Genomic DNA, 19,699 nt, shown 5'->3' with positions numbered 1-19,699 from the left:
CATCACCTAGCCTTTGGATACGCCTGCGCTCTCGAACGTCGCCATCTCCTGCATAAGAAGAAGCGCAGCGTCAATAAAATGAAAACATAATACGGCGCCCGTACCTTCGCCAAGGCGCATCTCCAGCTGCATCATTGGCAGTAAGCCAATCGATTCAAGCAATTTCAAATGACCTTGCTCCTGCGAAAGATGCGATGCAATCATATATGGCATCGTTTGCTCAGCAATTCGCGATGCGACAAGCGCCGCAGCCGATGAAATATAGCCGTCAATGATGACGGGACAACCATTCGCCGCAGCTCCGATAATAACGCCAACAAGCCCGGCGATTTCCGCGCCGCCTACCTTGGCAAGCACATCAATGGGATCAGCATCATCAGCAACAGCTTTAAGCCCATTAACGGCAATCGCGCGCTTCACGACCTCCACCTTGTTCAACCAACTTGCATCATTGATGCCGGTTCCGCGGCCAACCGATTCCTCTGGCGAGAGACCCGTCAACACCGTAGTAAGCGCGGCGCTTGCCGTCGTATTGCCTATGCCCATTTCGCCTGTCGCAAATAAACGACAGCCTTGTTGGTACTGCTCGCTCACGACCTCTATGCCAACCATAATGGCCCCAATCGCTTCCTCGCGCGTCATTGCCGCCTGCTTTGCCATATTCGCCGTTCCTCGCATGACTTTGCGGCTTACGAGCCGTTCATGCTCCAAATCCGCATTCACGCCAATATCGACACATACGACTTCCGCGCCCGCTTGTCTAGCCAATACGTTTACCGCCGCCCCGCCGTTTAGAAAATTTAGTACCATCTGCGGCGTGACGGCTTGCGGAAACGCGCTAACCCCTTCGTCGCATACACCATGGTCGCCAGCCATCACAATGACGGCTTTACGCGACAAATCGGGCCATAACTGACCTGTGATGCCTGCGAGCTGACTAGCGAGTGCTTCGAGCTTGCCAAGGCTGCCCGGCGGCTTCGTCAATGAATCAGAATGCTGCAAAGCAAGTGCGGCAGCCTCTTCATGAAACGGTTTAATTTGCTTAACCGTCTTCTTTAGTTCTATGTACACTTCGTTTTCCATCACTTTAGCTCCTTCAAGCCCATACTAAATGCAAAGTTATTTCCATTTGGTTGAAGCATAATTTGCGGCACTCCCGTTACAGGGTGGGCGATGACGGCTGTTGTTGTTTCATATACCTGCTCGATCAGTGAAGCAGTCAGCACATGATGCGGATTGCCGGCAGCAGCAACCTTGCCTTGATGAAGCACGACAAGCTCATCGCAGTAGAGGGAAGCCAAATTCAAGTCATGGAGCACGGCGATAACCGTAAGCTCGCGCTCTCTCTGCCATGCCCTTACCGTATCCAGCAGCTGCACCTGAAAGCCAATATCCAAATAGGTAGTCGGCTCGTCCAGCAAAATAATAGAAGGCTCTTGCGCCATCAGCTTTGCGAGTGCTACGCGCTGCCTTTCTCCGCCGCTTAGCTGATCCATCTTGCGATGCTCAAGCTCCTTAAGACCCATTGCGGTTAAAGCCCTGTCAATGATCGACTCGCTGTCCTGCTCTTCGCCCCCAAGCCAGTTTTGAAAAGGAAATCTCCCCATCCCGACGACCTCGCGCACTGAGAATCCAACGGGCGGCAGCCCGCTTTGCTCCAGCACCGCCATCTTCTTAGCCAGCTGTTTGCGGGGATATGATGCTATATTTTGCCCTGCAAGCAGCACTTCCCCTTGCTTAGGCTGATCAACGCCCGAGAGCAGCTGCAGCAGCGTCGATTTGCCTACCCCGTTGGGACCAATAATGCCGTACATGCGTCCTTTTTGAAAGGAACAGGAAAGCCCGTTCAGCACGATCCTTCCTTGTACGGTTTGTATGATGTTATGTGCCTCGATCATATCATCCCTCCTTGCTTAAGCTTCCGTCTATGCAGCAAATAAGCGAAGAATGGGGCGCCGATCAGAGCCGTAACGACTCCAAGCGGAATTTCTTTTGGCGTCAACGCCATTCTTGCCAGCGTATCCGCCCAGAGGACGAACACGCCGCCGCCGATGGCAGACAAAGGCGTTATCAAGCGATAGTCGGGGCCTACCAGCAGACGGATCAAATGCGGTACCACAAGCCCCACGAAGCCAATAACGCCGGAAACGGAAACCGCTGCCGCGGTTAGCAGCGTCGAGCTGATTAACACGATCAGTTTCGTTCGCTCGACGCGTACGCCTAGATGGGCAGCATGCCGCTCGCCAAGCACGAACAAATTAAGAGGCTGGCCATAGGCGAGCAGCAGAGGAAATCCAACGAGCAGAAACGGAATTAGCATATAGACATTTTCCCAGCTCCGCATCGCAAGCGAGCCCATCAACCAGAACAAAATCTGGTTGACAACCCCCTCCGACATCGAAACCATAAACGAAACGAAAGCGCCAAGAAAAGATTGAATAATGACACCTGAGAGGATAAGCGTTTCAATATGCATGACACCTTTGCTGCGCGACAGCCAAAAGACGCCAAGCAGCGTGACCGTTCCGGTACCGAAGGCCACAAGCGGGATCGACCATATGCCAAGCACCGTTTGCAGTCCGAACAAAATGATAAATGCGGCGCCCACTGAGCTTCCGGAAGCGACGCCTAACGTATATGGATCGGCTAACGGATTGCGCAGCACGCCTTGAAAGCCGGTCCCTGCAAGCGCAAGGCATGCGCCTACGAGGACAGCAAGCAGAACGCGCGAGAGCCTTACTTGGGTAACGATTGCTATTTGGCCGGGCGTGTAAGAAACCGGCTTATCCGCAAGCCATGGCAGCTGATGAACGAGGATGCCCCACACGTCACCGAGAGAAATGCCAGCAGAGCCAATTGATAAACTTACAACGATAGAAACAGCAAGAAGGAGCATAGCTGCTCCTCCATACCAAACTAATTTATAGGTCATTTGATTATTTTACGAGATCCGGGTGAATGACTTTAGCAAGCTCAAGCAAGCCCTCGGCAAGGCGAGGCCCAACACGTACGAGCGGGTCCTCTGTTACCGCGTGCATGTGTTTATTTTTCACCGCATCGATGACATCCCAGCCTGGGCGGCTTTCAATGCCAACGACGATCGGATTCGGCTCCTCCTTCAAAGCAGGATAGATGATGAGCTCAGGATTTTGTTTAACGACTTCCTCTGCGCTAATTTCATACCAGCCCGGCGACCCGGCGGCAATGTTTTTGCCTCCTGCAAGCGTCAGCAGCTCATCGAGGAAAGTGCCGGAACCTACTGTCCAGCCTACGGAAAACTCCAGATATACATTCTTTTTGTCAGCGTCTTTCACTGCATCCGTTACCTGCTGCTTAACTGCGCGCATATGCTCAGCGACAGCAGCCGCTTCCGTTTGTTTATTCATAATATGACCTAAATTTTCGATTTTGGCAATAACGGCATCATAGGTAAGCGGATCAGACGCGAACACCGGAATTTTCAATTCGCGAAGCTTCGTGATGGCTTCCGTATTCATCGATGATGAAGCCAGCACAAGATCAGGATCAAGCGCGGCTACCGCTTCGATATTAGTCGTCATGTCGCCTACTTTAGGCTTAGATGCTGCTTCCTCCGGATAATTGCTATATTGATCGACTCCTACGACATGCTCGCCAGAGCCAATCGCGTAAATGGCTTCCGTTTCACTAGGCACGAGCGTAACAACCTTAGTCGGCGCTTGCGCGAACGTGATCTCCGTTCCCGTATCGTCTTTTAATGTAAGCGGATATGCGGTAGTGTTATCCGATGGCGCCGGCGTAGCCGTTTGCTCCGTATTGGCCGGTGAATTGCTAGGCTTGTTCTCCTTGTCGCTGCTCGCTCCGCAAGCTGCTGTAAAAACTAGCAGCATCGCTAACAGCAAACCAAACAGAATCTTCGTCATATTGCGTTTTTTTTCATTCATTTTAACGTTACTCCCCTATATGTTTTTTTTCGTATAAAATAAAAAAAGCATCTCTGACAATAGTGCCAGAAATGCTCTCATACGCGCTCTACTCAATCATCTAAGCGGCAAGCTTCCAAAGCACTCTCCCCAAGTCCACGTAGGTATAAGCGTTATGTAAATAGGCAGATTTTCTGACTCGGACATCACAGCATGCTGCTTGCTGCTATTCCTTACAGTGGCGGGTCCGTGCCGGTATCTCACCGGTCTTCCCTATTAAGCTTCATGCGATTTCCGACCTTCGAACTTTGTTTGTCAGAATACTTCGCATCAGCACCTATTTATACAATATAAAATTATCCGTAGTTAATATACACCGTCTCTTAAAATTTGTCCAACATCGCTCATGTCGCTCTGATGACCGATACCGCGCGTTCTGCTCCTGACTTTTGCCGCATAGGTAACGTAATAAGCCTCTTCATTATTAGTGGCAACGACCAAATCCATTGGATCAAAGGAGGTACAATCTTCATGCAGCCTAAGGCCAAATCAACCTCGCCTCTATATAAATTCCTCTTCCTGCTCATTGGGGCAGCTCTTCTTGTCGCAGCAGCATTCACTTTGCTTAGCGAGCCAAGCGATGCAGCCCCGCCTATTACGGAGCACGCCCTCGGGAGTGGCCATGCCATTTGGTCGATCAATCCGTATCCGGCTAAGGTGCTGCGCGGCAATCGCTTTTTGATCGACCTTACCGACGAATCCGGCGCTGCGTTGCAGGGTGCAAGCTTATCCGTCAACCTTGAGATGATGGATATGGTGTGCGGTGATTATGCGTTCAAAATGACCGAAGCGTCACCAGGTCAATATTCGGGTGACGGCGTCCCGTTAATGGCGGGTACGTGGAAGGCAACGGTCACGGTTCAAACAGGCGATCAAACGTATACGATCGTAAGGATGCTGAAGGCAATCCATTGAACGGCAGATCACCAAAGCCAAGGATTGATCGATGGGATGATGCCATTAACGGCTAACCCGCGCAAAATCGAAATGACGCCTACGGCAATTGCCGTTGCAACGCTCGCTTTGCGCATGAACCGCCGCCACTTTTTATTTGCGAAGGCAGCAATGTACGCAGCTGCAGCTAATGCCGGAAAAGTGGAGAGGCCAAACAAAGCCATGACTGCTGCGCCTTCAAGGCCTGAGCCGGTAGCGGCGGCTGTCATTTGCATCGCATAAGTCAAGCCGCAGGGCAAGAAGCCAAATGCGATGCCCGTAGCGAGCAAATGCCCGGTTTCTTGACCCGCTGAGCGCTGCGCTCCTCCAACCAATCGCTTGTGGAGAAAGGCCGACAATCGGTTCATAAAGGGCAGCTGGAACCTGCGCCAAAGCCAGAGCAGCAAGAAGCATCCGCCGATAATGGACGCTAGTCCCTGCACGCCTGCCAGCTTGCCTGCTACATCAACAAACGAGCCGACCGTTCCCATGACAGCTCCTAATAGCGAATAAGACAAGATGCGTCCCGCATTATAAAGCAGCATCGATTTCTGGGCTGATGCAGTAGAATTCAGCGACACGGCGGACACGATCCCCCCGCACATCCCGATGCAATGCGGAGCGCTGAACAATCCGGTCAAAATAATAAAGCCAACCTGCTGCCATGTGATCGTCATTCGTTTGTCCCAGCCTTGCGCCGAAGCTGGCCAGTCAGCCGAAGCGCATTGGCGACAACCGACACGGAGCTAAGCGCCATAGCCGTTCCCGCCATCCAAGGCTCCAGCAGACCAAAAGCTGCAAAAGGAATGATGATTACATTGTAGATAAAAGCGAAGGTTAAGTTTTGCCTTACATTTCGAATCGTTAAGCGGCTTATTTTGATCGCTTCAGGGATGGCTTGCAGTCGTGAGAATAACAAGGTCATGTGACCTGCGCTCAGCGCGGCGTCCGTCCCTTCTCCCATCGCGAGCCCCACATCCGCAGCGGCGAGCGCGGGCGCGTCATTCCAGCCGTCGCCTGCCATAGCGACCCGCTTGCCTCGGCGCTTCAACTTCTCCACTAGCTCAACCTTATGCTCCGGCAGCATGGAAGCATGCACGCTAGCGATGCCAACGGCTTTGGCCGCCGCAAGCGCAGGCGCCTCATGATCGCCCGTTGCAAGCATCGATGAAACGCCAAGCGCCTTAAGCGCTTTGATCGTATTTTTCGCATTGGCTTTGATCGTATCGCTAAATGCGATTACGCCAACGCAATGTCCATCCGAAGCGGCATAAAGCACCGTTTCACCGGATTTCTCGCGCTGCTTGGCGAATGCGGCAGCGACACCGCTCACGACCCAATCCCGCTCAGCCGCAAATCTGGCATTGCCTATTGCAAAGCGCCGATCCAGAACGACCGCTTCGACACCTCCGCCTGGCGTAAACGCAAACTCGCTTGCTTCAGGAATAACAAGCCCAAGCTTGTTAGCTTCGCGTATTATAGCGATCGCAAGCGGATGAACAGCGTCCGCCTCGGCGGCAGCGGCAATCCGCAGCAGCGAAGCCCGGCTCCCTTCGAGTGCCAGCATAGCGCTAACATGCGGCTTGCCCTCGGTTAACGTCCCCGTCTTATCAAAAATAATCGTCTGGATTCTCGCCAATCGCTCAAGCGCCCCTGCTTCCTTCGCAATGATCCCTTGCTTTGCCAGCCTGCCGGAGGCGATGACCAGCGAGATCGGAGCCGCTAGCCCTAGCGCACAGGGGCATGCTGCCAATAAGACCGCAATGGCGCAGACGAAGGCTTTGCTCCAATTGCCAGGCTCGAGGAAAGCTCCCCACATGACGACCGTGGCGAGCGCGAAGACGAGCATGGCCGGAACAAACAAGCCCGCAGCCGCATCGACATTGCGCTGGATCGCCGATTTCGAGCGCTGCGCTTGCCGGACAAGCTCCTGAATCCGGTTAAGCATCGTATCATGTCCGGCTGCCTTCGTGCGGATGCGAAGCGGCGCACTTTCATTTCGTGTGCCTGCCCACACCGCATCGCCTTCACGCTTGGCGATCGGCAGACTCTCCCCGGTGAGCAAGGACTCATCCGCCGCTGACTGTCCGCCGCACACGACACCATCGACCGGCACGACCTCGCCTGCCTGTACGATAACGATGTCGCCAGCCCTTACGAACTCCGTCTGAATATGAACGACTTCGCCTGCCCGTTCAACCGCAGCCGTCTGGCTTTGAAGCTTGCCGTAGCCCTCCGAGCCCTGCTGCGCTCGAAGCGAGGCGGAGACCTCAATGTATTTGCCGAGCAGCACAGCTGTAATGACAACGGCGGACGTTTCAAAATACAACGGAGGCGAATGGGCAATTGAGGTTGCAATCGGACGGAGCAAGCCGTTCTGGAACACCGTATAATGGCTGTATAAATAAGCGACAGTCGTTCCGATGACGACAAGCACATCCATATTGGCGCTTCGCTCGCGCACAGCATGATAAGCGCCAAAATAAAACGGCAAACCGATTACGAATTGGATAATCGTTGCCAAAGCAAGCTGCAGCCAAGGCAGCATGAGCCAAGTCGGCAAACTTGTCAGCAGCGGCTCAAGCAGCGGAATATGCTGGGCCATTCCCGTCAGAAGGGGCAGCGTAAGAATGGCAGATACAATTAGCCTCAGCTTAAGCGTCTTATGCTCCTTATGCAGCCCTTCCTTGGCCGTTTCATTCAAAAGCGCCATAAATCCAAGCTGCTTGACGCGCTCGGCAATTTGGACAGCGCCAAGCCGTCCTGGCTTAAACTGCACCCATGCCGTGCGGAGCGGAAAGCTTACGGCCGCCATTTGGACGCCGTCCATTTTGCCGACAGCCTTCTCTATCCTAGCCGCACAGGCCGAGCAGCTCATCCCCTGCACCGCAAAATCTATCGTGACATCATGCTCTATATCATGATTCGGAATAACCTGCTCCAATTTCTGCACCCGCCTTCCATTCATCGCCATTCGATGCCTGTACCTCTGCGTTAAACTATATGACGGGCAATCGAATTGCATGAATGGAACATGCGGCTACATTTTGGCAGGCGCGGGCAAACCTAGTATTTCTAATGCGTCCTGCATCGTTTGCTTGTAACGCTCCGTAAGCCATAGGCGCAGGCATCTTGCCTGTCCTTCCGACTTGAGTATCGGGCAGGTTGCGTAGAAGTGATTAAATAAAGCGGAAAGCTCATACACATAGGTGCACAAATGGTTTGGCGCAAGCTCCTTGACAGCTGCTTGCAGCGTCTCCGGCCAATAGGCAAGCTGCCTAAGCAGGCTTCGTTCCTGGACTTCCAGCTCCCCGTTCGACAATGATTCATGTGGGACTGCGCTGCCTGAAACGCCGGATTTTTTCAAAATGCTGCTGGAGCGAGCGTAGGAATACATCAAATAGACGCCGGTATTTCCGGTTACCTCAGTCGCTTGGTCCAGATCAAATACGACCTCCGTCTGCAAGTGGAAACGCAGCAAGTAGTAACGGATCGACGCTGCCGCTATAGCGCTGCTCGCAAGCCCAGCCTTACGCGAACGGTTTGCATCTATGATTTGCTCCATGTGTGCCAAGAAATCAGCGATTTTGACGCCGATTCCCTGCCTGCCAGACATGGCATAAGCTTGCTTCCCGTCAGTGGTATCAATGCCCAGCCCCTTTGCCGTTTGAGGGCTTAACGAAACAACGCCATAGCTGACATGTCTAAGCTGCTCCGCTTGCTTCTGGTAGCCTAAAGCAAGCAGCGCTTGCTTTACCATCGCTTGCGGATACTCCTGTCGCTGGTCAATGACATTAATGACCATATCGGCATGGCCGATCTTCTTCCTTACACCGCTCGAATGCGTGGACCATAATTTTTCCGAAAATTTCTTATAGCGAAAATCTTTATCCAGCAAACCAAACTTCCAAAGATGATAAGCAATATCCTTAGCGGTATAAGTCAATATGCCATTCGAGCGAACGAGAACTTTATCCGCATGGAACTCAGGCTGCTCCTTCGGCTCGCCCTCGTTCTCCGGCTGCTTGAGCACCCAGCAGCCCTTCAGCTTCCCTTCCTCTTCTTGGCGGAAAATGTCTGTTCGCTGCAGAAGCTCGAACGAGCGCGACCAAAAGCCTTCGCGAACGATGCTGCTCTCCCATACAAGCACATCATAGCCGATGCCGAACTGCTTCATTTCCTCGACATGCTCACGCACAATACGCTCCGCAATAAGCAGGCCCATCCATGCCACATTGGAGCGGCCCTCCTCGAGCTTGCTTAATACGTTCGTACGCTGCTCAAGCAAAGTCGGCTGCTCCTTGTAAGCTTTATTGATCCTGGAATAAGTTTCCCAGCAAAAATCTCCAAAACGCTCATAAGGCTGCTCGGTCGTCGTCTGTAAAATGCCTACCACCGTATCGGCCAGCTGATTGCCTAAATCATCGATATAGTTGTGCACCTCTACCTGATAACCTGTTCTTTTGAGCAGCCTTGCTAACGTATCGCCTATGCAGGAATTGCGCAAATGACCGATATGAGCCGATTTATTCGGATTGATTGACGTATGCTCAATAAGCACTTTGGTGCTCTTTTCAATGTTCAAAGACACCGGCTGTTCTAACGAATCAGCCCAATTGGACCAATTGACATAGAAGTTAAGAAAGCCTGGCGGGGCTACCTCGATTTGCGAAATGGAAGCGGACAAAACCGAGTTGGCAAGCAGCTGCTCTTTGAAGTCGCCCGCTATCTGCGAGGGTGCGCGCTTTAAAAGCTTTGCGAGCTGCATCGCAATATTGCTGCTGTACTCGCCGTGCTCCAAATTTACGGGATGCTCCACTGCAATCTTTAGATTTGCAGGCCGCTGCAGCCCGGCCTCCGATAGAATGCGCTGCGTTGTTTCCTCAATCGCCGCTATGATTTGTTCATGAATCATTCCAATTCCTCCATTCGTCTAAAAATGCAAAAAGGCCCCCGTCTCTAAAATAAGAGACGAGAGCCGTGAAGATCCCGTGGTACCACTCTAAGTGCCAAGCCTGCTAGCTGCTTGACCCCTCGTTTTCGTAACGGTCCATGACCGGATTTGCCTACTGCTCCGCAAGTGCTGCTTCGGCAAACCATTTCCTGGGTCCGCTTCGCCTAAGGCTTCCGTACCGGCTTCCACTGACCCGGCTCGCTGCAACTATCCGCCAAAGATTACTGTCCCATTCACCAATGTTCTTTTTTCCAATTGATTGCTTAGAAGTATTTATACAGGATAGAGATAACTGTGTCAAGACAATAGTCATCACGTCAGCTGCCGCAGCCCCGCTTCAATCGCATCGCCTATTTCGTTTTGTTCCTTGCTATTGCTCTAGTATATAACGAGTACATTTCCTCTCTCATAGATAAATGGATACGATGTGTATTTGGCATTTTTCATCTGCTTATTGAAGTCTTTAACTCCCTATATATAATTCGCTTAATACGCTTTTAATGTTTCAGTCCGCAAGAAAAAGACCCCCGTCGAATGACGGAAGCCTTTAGACTGCCAGCTTGCTAAAAACCTTCTCACACCTACTGTTATTGCTCTGTCAGAATAATCGGGCCATCATCGGTAATGGCCAGCGTATGCTCATATTGAGCCGACAGGCTGCCGTCTACCGTTCTAGCCGTCCACCCGTCCGCATCGATTTTGCTATGGTATTTGCCCGTATTTAACATCGGCTCAATGGTCAGCACCATGCCTGCCTTAAGGCGCGTACCTCTATGCGGAGGCCCGTAATGAGGAACCTGTGGCTCTTCATGCATATCTTGGCCGATGCCATGTCCAATAAAATCTCTGACGACCGAGAAGCCTTGCGCTTCCGCATATGCTTGAATGGCATGCGAAATATCACCGATTCGGTTGCCTACTACGGCCTGTTCAATGCCTTTATAAAGCGATTCCTTCGTAACATCAAGCAGCCTCTGCGCCTCAGCCGACACATTTCCAACCGTATATGACCAAGCCGAATCCGCGAGCCAGCCATCTAACCTAACGACCATATCCACTGTGACGATATCGCCTTCCACGAGGACGGTATGACTGGGAAAGCCGTGACAAATGACGTCGTTAATCGAAGCACAAGTAGCGAACGGGTAACCATGAAACCCTTTTTGCTCCGGCGTCGCCCCGTTTTTTTCCAAGAAAGCTTCAACAAATTGGTCGATTTCGAGTGTCGTTATGCCAGCACGAATGAAAGCGCGCAATTCCCGATGGCAGGCTGCTAATACTTCGCCCGCCTTTTTCATTTTCATAATTTCTTCCTGCGTTTTGATTATAATCATCTCAATCACCCAATCCTTTACTTCATTTACGCCGCTGCCTGAAGTTTTTCTCTAAGTTATAGTCTTTCTAAAAATAACCCAATTAACGCCAAAAAAATATTCCATAGAGCGAATTCGCGGGCAGCGCTCCTGAACGCACGTATGGTGTAGTATATGATGCAATAGCCCAACCGTTAATAGGCTGTTGCCAAAATTCTGTTGTCTAAGCTTGCTTTACTGCGGCCCAAATAGCTCTAAATCGCTCCCTTAGGGAGCAGCAGCAGGCGATCGCGTAATTGTTCATAAGCGTCATTCCAGCCCATTTTCGCATAAAAACGGAGCGCATCGAGCCCTTTGAAATAACGCGCCCCCAGCAATCGCTCTTCAAAATGCACGATCGGCTTACCCGATTCTTCATAGTAAACCCGGAATGCCTCGGCTACATCTTCTCCTGGAACGGCATCCTCGAACGAAGCAATATCGATCATGAAGTCGCCATAAAGGAAGCCGGCGTCAATAATTCCCGTAATGCGATATCCGTCTGAGATGATATTCCATGGATGGCAATCGTTATGCACGAAATGCCGGTGTGGCTCGTTATAAGCGCTATATGCAATCATGCGGGAGTAAATTTCCTCAAAAACATCCCGCTCCAAGCACGTGGAATGGAAGAGCTCATGCCAATTTTCCCAAAAGGTGCCCCTCTGATCCTCGCGGTAAAACGATGTAACGAATTGCTCCCAAGACGCAAATTCGCCATTGTATCTTCCGATCATCGGACCAAAACCGGTTGTTTCTCCTAATTCAATCTGGTTCATTTTTGTAATGACATGTATGATTTCAGGGAGCAGCGCTGCTTTACGCTCTGGCTGCAGGTCGGCAAATACAATGCCTTCTGCCCGTTCAGAAACGCAATAAGTAAAGTCACCCGCTTTGCCTATTCCCCATATTTTCGGATACGGAATCTCTTGCGAGGTAAGAAGCGCCGCTATTTGCTGCTCCCGATCGAACGCATCCTCTAATGAGCTGAAGCGTATAACATATCTTTTCCCATCCACTGCAAAAAAATAGACACTGCTCATATTGCCGCCTTCAGCCGCAACAATATCCTGCGCCTTTTTGCCCCAAAAACGATGCAATACTTCATTCACTTCCGCTAATGATACATTCGGCTTTAGCTGTGACATAAGACCAACCTCCCACAATTTGGATCAAATATAGCTTTTTTGGCACCTAAGCTACAAGGGATTAAATAGCTATATTCATTTTTAACGCCATGCCGGGCAATCCTTGTGGAGGTCGTATGAATAGCTTAAAAGAATGGACCGTACTGCTTGTGTAATCTCGTTAAGGCGTTGATTTTTTGATAAGCTCCTTTTTCCAAAAATCAATTACGGTATGGTCTGCCAGCTCCATTGAGGCCCATGATACCTTGTATTTAAATCCATGTTTTTCCATCATTTTGATTGTATTCTCAACGTCTGCATTGCTTACTCTCAGCTCCATCGACAACGAATTTTTCACAATCGTCATCAACTCGCTAATTTCTTCAGCGGTATGCTCTTGAATCATCATGCTCCATTCATCCTTCCTGCTTCTTTATTCTTCCTATTGCTTTTTCTGTTATAAATAGTTGGCAAACGGGCTGCTGTAGCAGCAGTCAATAATCAGATATGATTTTGCCCGATGATCAGCGCATCTATCCCAGATACTAGCACACAAACAAAAAAAGTCCTTGGGAGGACTTTTTTTGAAAATACAGCTTTATCAAAATCGCTCCATTATACGCCAGTAGCAACCGCGCCTGGCCATTGAAGCATGCCGCCGGTTACATTGACGACTTTATAGCCTTGAGCATGCAGGAAGTCGCAGGCTTTGCCGCTGCGGCCGCCGCTGCGGCAAATCAATACGATTTCTTGCTCGCCCTGCTGAAGCTCATCCAAGCGCTCTTGAAGCTCCGACAAAGGAATGCTGCGTGCCTCTTGAATATGGCCTTCTTGCCATTCGTCGGGTTCACGGACATCCACTAGATTTAAGGTTTTGCCTGCTTTTAGCTGTTCATCCAGCTCAGCTGCCGTCATTTCCGGATACATCGTACTCATCCCTTCAAGTCTTGCTTATTATTTATTTGTCTCTAAGTATTGTAGCGCGAAGGCAAGTTCATGTCCATCTTGCCATACTGAGCTCTTTATCACGCTCGCCCCATTTCAGACGGCTATTCATATGTTATAATTGTTCACATGCAAGTCCATATAAGTACGAGAGGCGATGGTCATCATAACTCTTTCCTATCACATATGCCGAAAAGAACAGCAGCGCACTTCAACATGGTCAGGCGGAACGACAACCGAGGTCGCGATTTATCCTCCAGATGCCGTTTATTCGAAGCGTAATTTTGCATGGCGAATCAGTACGGCTACTGTCGAGGTAGAACAATCTACCTTCAGCCCGCTTCCCGGCATATGGCGTTTAACGATGGTCACCGAGGGCGAAATGCTCCTTAGGCATGAAGGGTATCATCAAGCCGTATTGAAGCCTTACGAGCAGGATAGCTATAGCGGAGAATGGACAACCCAAAGCTTCGGCAAAGTCAAAGATTTTAATCTCATGCTGACCGAAGGAAACAAAGGTGAGCTGCAAGCGTTGTTTATCGATGAACATCCGCAATCGATGCTGCTTGGCCCCTATTTGACCGTCGAACAACTTTCGCCTATATTCGAAGCCTTCTATTGTGTTGACGGAACGATCGACTTCAGCGTGGATGGCGGTACAGCTGAAAAGCTTTATGCTGGCGATATGCTGCTTCTTTCGGGAATCGATTCCCGGCAGCAGCTGCGAGTTCAGTTATCAAGCGTCGATAAACAGAAATCTTCTGTCATTCAAGCAACCCTATTCGCTTCATCGTAAAGATAAGAAATCCCCTTCCGCTCAAACACTTGAGAGCAGAAGGGGTTTTTGTTATTTAACCGTTGACCATTTATCAAATAAGGAATCTACACGATGCACGATGTTTCTCTCTGGAACCGTTGTGAGCTTTCCATTATCGACAATCACTTTGCCGCCTACAACAACGTAGGAAATGGCGCCCGGCTGCATGGCGTATACCATATTGGCAAATAACTCGTTTTTTGGAGCAAGCGACATGTCATGGACATCCAAAGCTACAAAATCGGCATATGCGCCTTGCTCCAGAACACCGATCGGCAGACGTAAAATATCACCGGCACGCTTCGTCCCCATCTCATATACTTGGCCAGCGGTTATGCAGGTCCCGTCCAGCCTCGTTACCTTTTGCAGCATCGCGCACATCCGCATTTCCTCGAACACGCTAATTCGGTTGTTGCTGCATGCGCCATCCGTGCCAAGCGTTATGTTGACGCCTGATTTCAGCAAGTCTGGGATACGGGTTACACCGTCAGCAAGGAACATATTGCTGGAAGGGCAATATGCGAGTGAGCAGTTTCGTTTGCCAAGCAGCTCGATCTCGGAATCGTCCAGCCAGACAAGATGGATAGCAATCATTCTCTCATCCAGCACACCCAGCGAATCCAAATAATGAACCGGGCGCAAGCCGTAGTCCCGCAGCGTTTCTTCGACTTCAAACATCTCTTCCGCTACATGAATATGAAAAGGCGTGTCTAGCTCCTGCGCAAGCCGGTGCCCTGCTTTAATCATCTCCGGCGAAGCCGCATGAGGGCTATGCGGTGCGGGATGCACCGTCACCATTTGATTGCCTTGGTATTTGACCGCAAGCTCGCGCGTCCGCTTTACCGCATCATCAACAGTCTCCCGATAGGCGATTGGAGCGCCGGACCAATCGTACATCGTCCGAGCAAATACGAGCCGAATGCCGAGATCGTTAGCCGCGCGAATGACTGCCTCGTCAAATGCGGTTCCTCCGTTATGAACGTAGAAGAAATCACTTACCGTAGTAACGCCGTACCGCAGCATCTCTCCGAAGGCTAGCAGTGCTCCGGTATAAATCGCCTCTTCATCCAGTAGCGGCGTATATTTATAAAGAGCTTCATCTCGCCAATCCAGAAACGGCCGATCGATGGCGATGCCGCGAAGCAGGCTTTGAAAAGAATGATTATGAGAATTAACCGTTCCCGGGACAATCGCTTTGCCGGTCCACAAAATCTTCTCAGCTGCCGGGTACCGCGTGCTCAGCCTATCCTCAGGACCGATTTCCTTAATGAAACCATCGTCTACGAGAATGGCTTGCTTCGGCTGAAAAGCATTCTGCGTATAAATATAATCGGCAATAAATAATTGCTGCATGTTCATCCTCCTACTCCTCTAATCGTTTATCCAAGGATAAAATGGCGTGAAGCAGCACATTGGCCGCTTTCTCGATATCCCCCATTAAGCTCTCTTCCTCCGGACAGTGGCTTTTCCCGTCTACGCTCGGCACAAACAACATTCCTGCACGGGTCAAAGACGACATATGAACCGCATCATGGCCTGCCATGCTGCCTAGATATAAATTTTCGTATGCCAGAGCATCTGACTGCTCCTTGCACACTTCAATAATGGTTTGATCCATCTTAGCTGGCGCCTGATCCAAAACGATGCGGCGCTCCATTTTACCGCCCCTTCGGCGTACAATGTCCTCGGCTAATCCATCCCAATGGGAGATGACCTGCTGAATTTCCCCAGAAGACTTTCCTCTCGCTTCGAGATTAAACGTTACCTTCTCAGGAATGATATTCGCCGCGTTCGGATAATTGGCGATTCGCCCGATCGTTCCGACCACTTCATCGGCTGGATGATTGCGGCATACGGCTTCGAACGCGAGCATCAGCTCCGAAGCCAGCATTAACGCGTCCTTGCGATCGTTCATCAATGTAGTCCCAGCATGGTTTGCTTGACCGTGAACGATAACTTCTTCCCGGTAAATGCCCGTAATCGCCGTCACGATGCCTATTGGAATATTTTGCGCAAGGAGACGTTTTCCTTGCTCAATATGCACCTCTAGAAACGCAGAGAATTCTGAAGGTTCTCTCCTCGTTTTTTCGAAGAGCTCAGCATCTCCTCCAGCATGATGAAGTGCTTCAACGATAGAGATGCCTTTATCGTCATACACGCCGTCAAGATCTGCCCGCTTCAACTTCCCTGCTGCCGCCCGGCTCCCGAAGGTTGACAGACCAAACGGATTCGGTTCTTCCGCGCTGAACGAAACAAGCGCAAGCGGATGCCGCGTCTTTATGCCTTCTTCCTCAAGCACGCGCATCACTTCCAAAGCCATTAAAACGCCAAGCGCTCCATCGTATTTGCCGCCATTCGGTACGGTATCGATATGCGAACCAAAAGCAATGATCGGCAAATCGGGATCGCTGCCCTGCCGGTTAGCCCATATATTCGCAGCAGGATCAAGCTTCACTTCAAGCCCAAGCGCCTGAAGCTCGCCAATCAGCCAGCTTCGAGCCTTAAGCTCCGCAGGGGTAAAAGTCGTACGATCCAAGCCTCCGCGTGCATTTTGTCCGATTTTACCTAATTCGTGAATTTGCCTCTCCAAACGATCAGGCTGAATACGTAGATTCATCATAGGGTGCCGATCTCCTTTGCGAATGCCAATTCGATCAATCACGGTCATTTCCGCCTACAACTACTTTGCCGTTTTTGATAACGGTATCGACTAGGTTGACTCCAAAGTTATATTGGATAAACAAATAGTTTGGCGCGTCATAAATTACCAAATCCGCCTTCTTCCCAGCTTCAATGCTGCCGATCTCCTTTGCGAGGCCAATGGCATGCGCCGCGTTAATGGTACTGGCTGTCAACACCTCTGCCGGTTTCATCTTCATGTTTAAACAGGCAAAATTCATAATAAGCGGCAGCGATTCCGTAGGACAAGAGCCGGGGTTCCGATCCGTGGCAAGCGCCACGGGAACGCCAGCTTCAATCATTTTCCGAGCATCTGCCGGCTCTTCCATGAGGAAAAATGCGGTGCCCGGCAGCAGGACGGCGATAACGCCAGCCTCCGCCATTCTGGCTATGCCCTCATCCGAAGCTTTCAGCAAATGATCCGCCGATATCGCGCCGACCTTCGCGGCAAGCTCTGCGCCACCGAAGGTTACAATCTCATCGGCATGAATTTTTGGAATTAGACCAAGCTTCTTTCCCGCCTCCAATATCCGTTCCGATTGATCGACTGTAAACACGCCATGCTCGCAAAAAACATCGCAAAAGACAGCTAGCTTTTGCTCCGCTACAGCTGGCAGCATCTGTTCAATAACGATCTTTATATAAGCCTCAGGATCGCTCTTAAACTCAAGAGGGACCGCATGTGCGCCCATAAACGTAGATACGATATCTATCGCATGCGACTCATTCAGCTTTCGGGCTACCCGGAGCTGCTTCAGCTCATCGGAAATCGTTAAGCCATAACCGCTTTTCGCTTCCAACGTCGTTACGCCATACTGCAGAAAACGGTCTAGCCTCTTCTTGGACTCCTCGAACAGCTGCTCCTCCGACGCTTGACGGGTTTGGGTGGTGGAATAGAGAATGCCGCCGCCAGCTTCCAAAATTTCAATATAGGTCGCCCCCTGCAGCCGCATTTCCAGCTCCTTCTCCCGGCTTCCTGCGAAGACGAGATGGGTATGGGCATCGATTAGACCCGGCGTGACAAGTTTCCCCGTTGCGTCGATTACGATGGGCTCTTCCGTGAGATCATTTACAAAAGCCTGCGCTTCCTCATCGGGACCGGCAAATAGGATACGATCCCCCCCGATGACGATGCCTCCGTGCTCGATCAAGCCCAGCTCAGCCATTTCCTTGCCTTTTTTGGGCTTTACGCTTGCCCCGCTGACGGTTACAACTTGATTCGCATTTTTTATATAAAGGATTGGATTCATCATAGATCCCTCCTTATGTCAGCATTGGCATTTGCACGCCTTTGTTCTTCGCTGTGGTTATGGCGAGCTCATAACCCGCATCCGCATGGCGGACAACGCCCATGCCAGGATCTGAGGTCAATACGCGCTCTAACCGTCTCGCGGCATCCGCTGTCCCATCGGCAACGACCACCATGCCTGCATGGAGGGAATAACCCATTCCAACGCCACCGCCATGATGTACCGACACCCAGCTTGCACCTGCAGCCGTATTGACAAGCGCGTTCAAAATCGGCCAATCGGCAACAGCGTCGCTGCCATCCAGCATCGCTTCCGTTTCACGGTTAGGAGAAGCGACGGAGCCTGCATCAAGATGGTCGCGGCCAATGACAATCGGAGCAGACAGCTCGCCGGACGCGACCATGTCATTAATGATTTTGCCGAATCTCGCGCGCTCTCCGTAGCCCAGCCAGCAAATTCGGGCAGGCAGACCTTGGAAAGCAATGCGCTCTCTCGCCATTTTGATCCATTTGCACAAATGCTCATTATGGGCAAATTCCTTCAAGATGACTTCATCTGTCTTGTAAATATCTTCGGGATCGCCGGACAAGGCAACCCAGCGGAACGGGCCTTTCCCTTCACAAAACTGCGGACGGATATAGGCCGGTACGAAGCCTGGGAAATCAAATGCATTTGTTACTCCCTCGTCAAAGGCAACCTGGCGAATATTGTTGCCATAATCAAATACGACAGAGCCCAGCTTCTGCATTTCCAGCATAGCTGTTACATGTACGGCCATGCTGGCTTTGGAACGCTCTACGTATCTCTTTGGATTCTGCTCGCGCAGCAATTGTCCCTCTTGCATCGACATGCCAATCGGCAAATAGCCGTTCAGAGGATCATGAGCAGATGTTTGGTCCGTAACGACATCCGGTATAAATCCAAGCTTAATCATCTGCGGCAATAGTTCGGCTGCGTTGCCAACAAGTCCAATCGACAGCGCTCGACCCTTGGATTTAGCCTCTTCAGCAAGCTTAATCGCTTCACTAAGCGACTCTACGAAAGTATCCAAATAACGGGTCTCAATCCGTTTCTCGATACGTGACCGGTCAACATCAATGCCAATCACAACGCCATCATTCATCGTAACAGCAAGCGGCTGCGCGCCCCCCATGCCGCCCATGCCTGCCGTTACCGTTATCGTGCCTTTCAAGCTTCCATTAAAATGCTGTCTAGCGCACTCGGCAAACGATTCATAGGTGCCTTGAACGATTCCTTGGCTTCCAATATAGATCCAGCTTCCCGCTGTCATTTGGCCGTACATCATCAGTCCTTTTTGGTCCAGCTCATGGAACTTATCCCAGTTAGCCCAGGCTGGTACGATATTCGAATTTGCCAGCAGCACCCTTGGCGCATCCTTATGCGTCCGGAACACCGCTACCGGCTTGCCGGATTGCACGAGCAGCGTCTGGTCATCCTCCAGCTCCTTCAGGGCTGCGACGATGCCGTTAAAAGCCTCCCAGCTCCGAGCCGCTTTGCCGATGCCGCCGTATACGACAAGCTTCTCAGGATGCTCTGCGACCTCAGGATCCAGATTGTTCATGAGCATGCGCAATACCGCTTCCTGCACCCAGCCTTTTGTATTCAAAGCAGCTCCGCGTGGAGCCTTTATAATCGAATGTTGTGAGTAGCTCATCTGTA

17 protein-coding genes, 1 riboswitch and 1 other annotated feature are annotated in these 19,699 nt (G+C 51.0%); of the genes, 2 read left to right on the top strand and 15 right to left on the bottom strand.

Going from position 1 to position 19,699, the window contains the following annotated elements; translation table 11 throughout:
- Positions 1-6 precede the first annotated feature (6 nt).
- From cobT to A7975_RS03600, 4 genes are read right to left on the bottom strand one after another with little or no spacing between them, the layout of a single operon-like run.
- Positions 7-1,083, bottom strand: coding sequence for a nicotinate-nucleotide--dimethylbenzimidazole phosphoribosyltransferase (gene cobT, locus A7975_RS03615; RefSeq protein ID WP_065384141.1), 1,077 nt, complete (start codon positions 1,081-1,083; stop codon positions 7-9).
- Positions 1,083-1,898 carry a heme ABC transporter ATP-binding protein gene (locus A7975_RS03610; protein ID WP_065384140.1) on the bottom strand — a complete coding sequence of 272 codons (816 nt, stop codon included), beginning with the start codon at positions 1,896-1,898 and terminating at the stop codon, positions 1,083-1,085. The genes cobT and A7975_RS03610 overlap by 1 nt, the downstream gene beginning before the upstream one ends.
- The gene (locus tag A7975_RS03605; protein ID WP_255314146.1) at positions 1,895-2,896 is read right to left on the bottom strand and encodes a FecCD family ABC transporter permease; all 1,002 of its coding nucleotides are present in this window, start codon (positions 2,894-2,896) and stop codon (positions 1,895-1,897) included. The genes A7975_RS03610 and A7975_RS03605 overlap by 4 nt, the downstream gene beginning before the upstream one ends.
- A gap of 40 nt (positions 2,897-2,936) precedes the next feature.
- Positions 2,937-3,923, bottom strand: coding sequence for an ABC transporter substrate-binding protein (locus A7975_RS03600; RefSeq protein WP_065384138.1), 987 nt, complete (start codon positions 3,921-3,923; stop codon positions 2,937-2,939).
- Positions 3,924-4,069: 146 nt separating this feature from the next.
- A riboswitch (cobalamin riboswitch) is annotated at positions 4,070-4,220 on the bottom strand.
- Between the two features lie 213 nt (positions 4,221-4,433).
- Between A7975_RS03600 and A7975_RS03595 the strand changes: the two genes are divergently transcribed.
- On the top strand, positions 4,434-4,877 hold the full coding sequence (locus A7975_RS03595; RefSeq protein WP_065384137.1) for a FixH family protein: 444 nt from the start codon (positions 4,434-4,436) through the stop codon (positions 4,875-4,877).
- Positions 4,878-4,885: 8 nt separating this feature from the next.
- Here A7975_RS03595 and A7975_RS03590 read toward each other — a convergent pair whose 3' ends face one another.
- From A7975_RS03590 to A7975_RS03560, 7 genes are all read right to left on the bottom strand, one after another.
- Positions 4,886-5,572 carry a sulfite exporter TauE/SafE family protein gene (locus A7975_RS03590; protein ID WP_053375835.1) on the bottom strand — a complete coding sequence of 229 codons (687 nt, stop codon included), beginning with the start codon at positions 5,570-5,572 and terminating at the stop codon, positions 4,886-4,888.
- Entirely contained in the window at positions 5,569-7,869 is a 2,301-nt protein-coding gene (locus tag A7975_RS03585; RefSeq protein WP_176707659.1) for a heavy metal translocating P-type ATPase, read from the bottom strand. The genes A7975_RS03590 and A7975_RS03585 overlap by 4 nt, the downstream gene beginning before the upstream one ends.
- Before the next feature lie 66 nt (positions 7,870-7,935).
- Positions 7,936-9,810: an arginine--tRNA ligase gene (locus tag A7975_RS03580; RefSeq protein WP_065384136.1), complete on the bottom strand. Its 1,875-nt coding sequence runs from the start codon at positions 9,808-9,810 to the stop codon at positions 7,936-7,938.
- A 49-nt stretch (positions 9,811-9,859) separates the two neighbouring features.
- Positions 9,860-10,095 (bottom strand) — a binding site (T-box leader).
- Positions 10,096-10,436: 341 nt separating this feature from the next.
- Complete coding sequence (gene map / locus A7975_RS03575; RefSeq protein ID WP_053375832.1) at positions 10,437-11,183, bottom strand: type I methionyl aminopeptidase; 747 nt, start codon at positions 11,181-11,183, stop codon at positions 10,437-10,439.
- 233 nt (positions 11,184-11,416) lie between these two features.
- Complete coding sequence (locus A7975_RS03570; RefSeq protein WP_065384135.1) at positions 11,417-12,349, bottom strand: phosphotransferase family protein; 933 nt, start codon at positions 12,347-12,349, stop codon at positions 11,417-11,419.
- 160 nt (positions 12,350-12,509) lie between these two features.
- Positions 12,510-12,737: a hypothetical protein gene (locus A7975_RS03565; RefSeq protein WP_053375830.1), complete on the bottom strand. Its 228-nt coding sequence runs from the start codon at positions 12,735-12,737 to the stop codon at positions 12,510-12,512.
- A gap of 206 nt (positions 12,738-12,943) precedes the next feature.
- On the bottom strand, positions 12,944-13,264 hold the full coding sequence (locus A7975_RS03560; RefSeq protein WP_053375829.1) for a rhodanese-like domain-containing protein: 321 nt from the start codon (positions 13,262-13,264) through the stop codon (positions 12,944-12,946).
- A 166-nt stretch (positions 13,265-13,430) separates the two neighbouring features.
- On the opposite strand from A7975_RS03560, the gene A7975_RS03555 reads away from it, so the two are divergent.
- Positions 13,431-14,069, top strand: a complete 639-nt coding sequence (locus tag A7975_RS03555) for a HutD/Ves family protein (protein WP_065384134.1) — start codon at positions 13,431-13,433, stop codon at positions 14,067-14,069.
- Positions 14,070-14,120: 51 nt separating this feature from the next.
- Here A7975_RS03555 and A7975_RS03550 read toward each other — a convergent pair whose 3' ends face one another.
- Genes A7975_RS03550 through hutU form a run of 4 tightly spaced genes read right to left on the bottom strand, consistent with a single transcriptional unit; the run spans position 14,121 to position 19,694 of the window.
- Entirely contained in the window at positions 14,121-15,443 is a 1,323-nt protein-coding gene (locus A7975_RS03550; protein WP_053375827.1) for an amidohydrolase family protein, read from the bottom strand.
- Positions 15,444-15,453: 10 nt separating this feature from the next.
- On the bottom strand, positions 15,454-16,710 hold the full coding sequence (locus tag A7975_RS03545) for a Zn-dependent hydrolase (RefSeq protein WP_065384133.1): 1,257 nt from the start codon (positions 16,708-16,710) through the stop codon (positions 15,454-15,456).
- Between the two features lie 34 nt (positions 16,711-16,744).
- The gene (hutI, locus tag A7975_RS03540; protein ID WP_483295901.1) at positions 16,745-18,019 is read right to left on the bottom strand and encodes an imidazolonepropionase; all 1,275 of its coding nucleotides are present in this window, start codon (positions 18,017-18,019) and stop codon (positions 16,745-16,747) included.
- A gap of 13 nt (positions 18,020-18,032) precedes the next feature.
- Entirely contained in the window at positions 18,033-19,694 is a 1,662-nt protein-coding gene (hutU, locus tag A7975_RS03535; RefSeq protein ID WP_053375824.1) for a urocanate hydratase, read from the bottom strand.
- Positions 19,695-19,699: the final 5 nt, after the last annotated feature.

The sequence above is a fragment of the Bacillus sp. FJAT-26390 genome, assembly GCF_001682865.1.
Classification (GTDB): domain Bacteria; phylum Bacillota; class Bacilli; order Paenibacillales; family Paenibacillaceae; genus Pristimantibacillus.
Note: the sequence above shows the minus strand (reverse complement) of the source record. Positions and strands in the feature narration are given on the sequence as shown.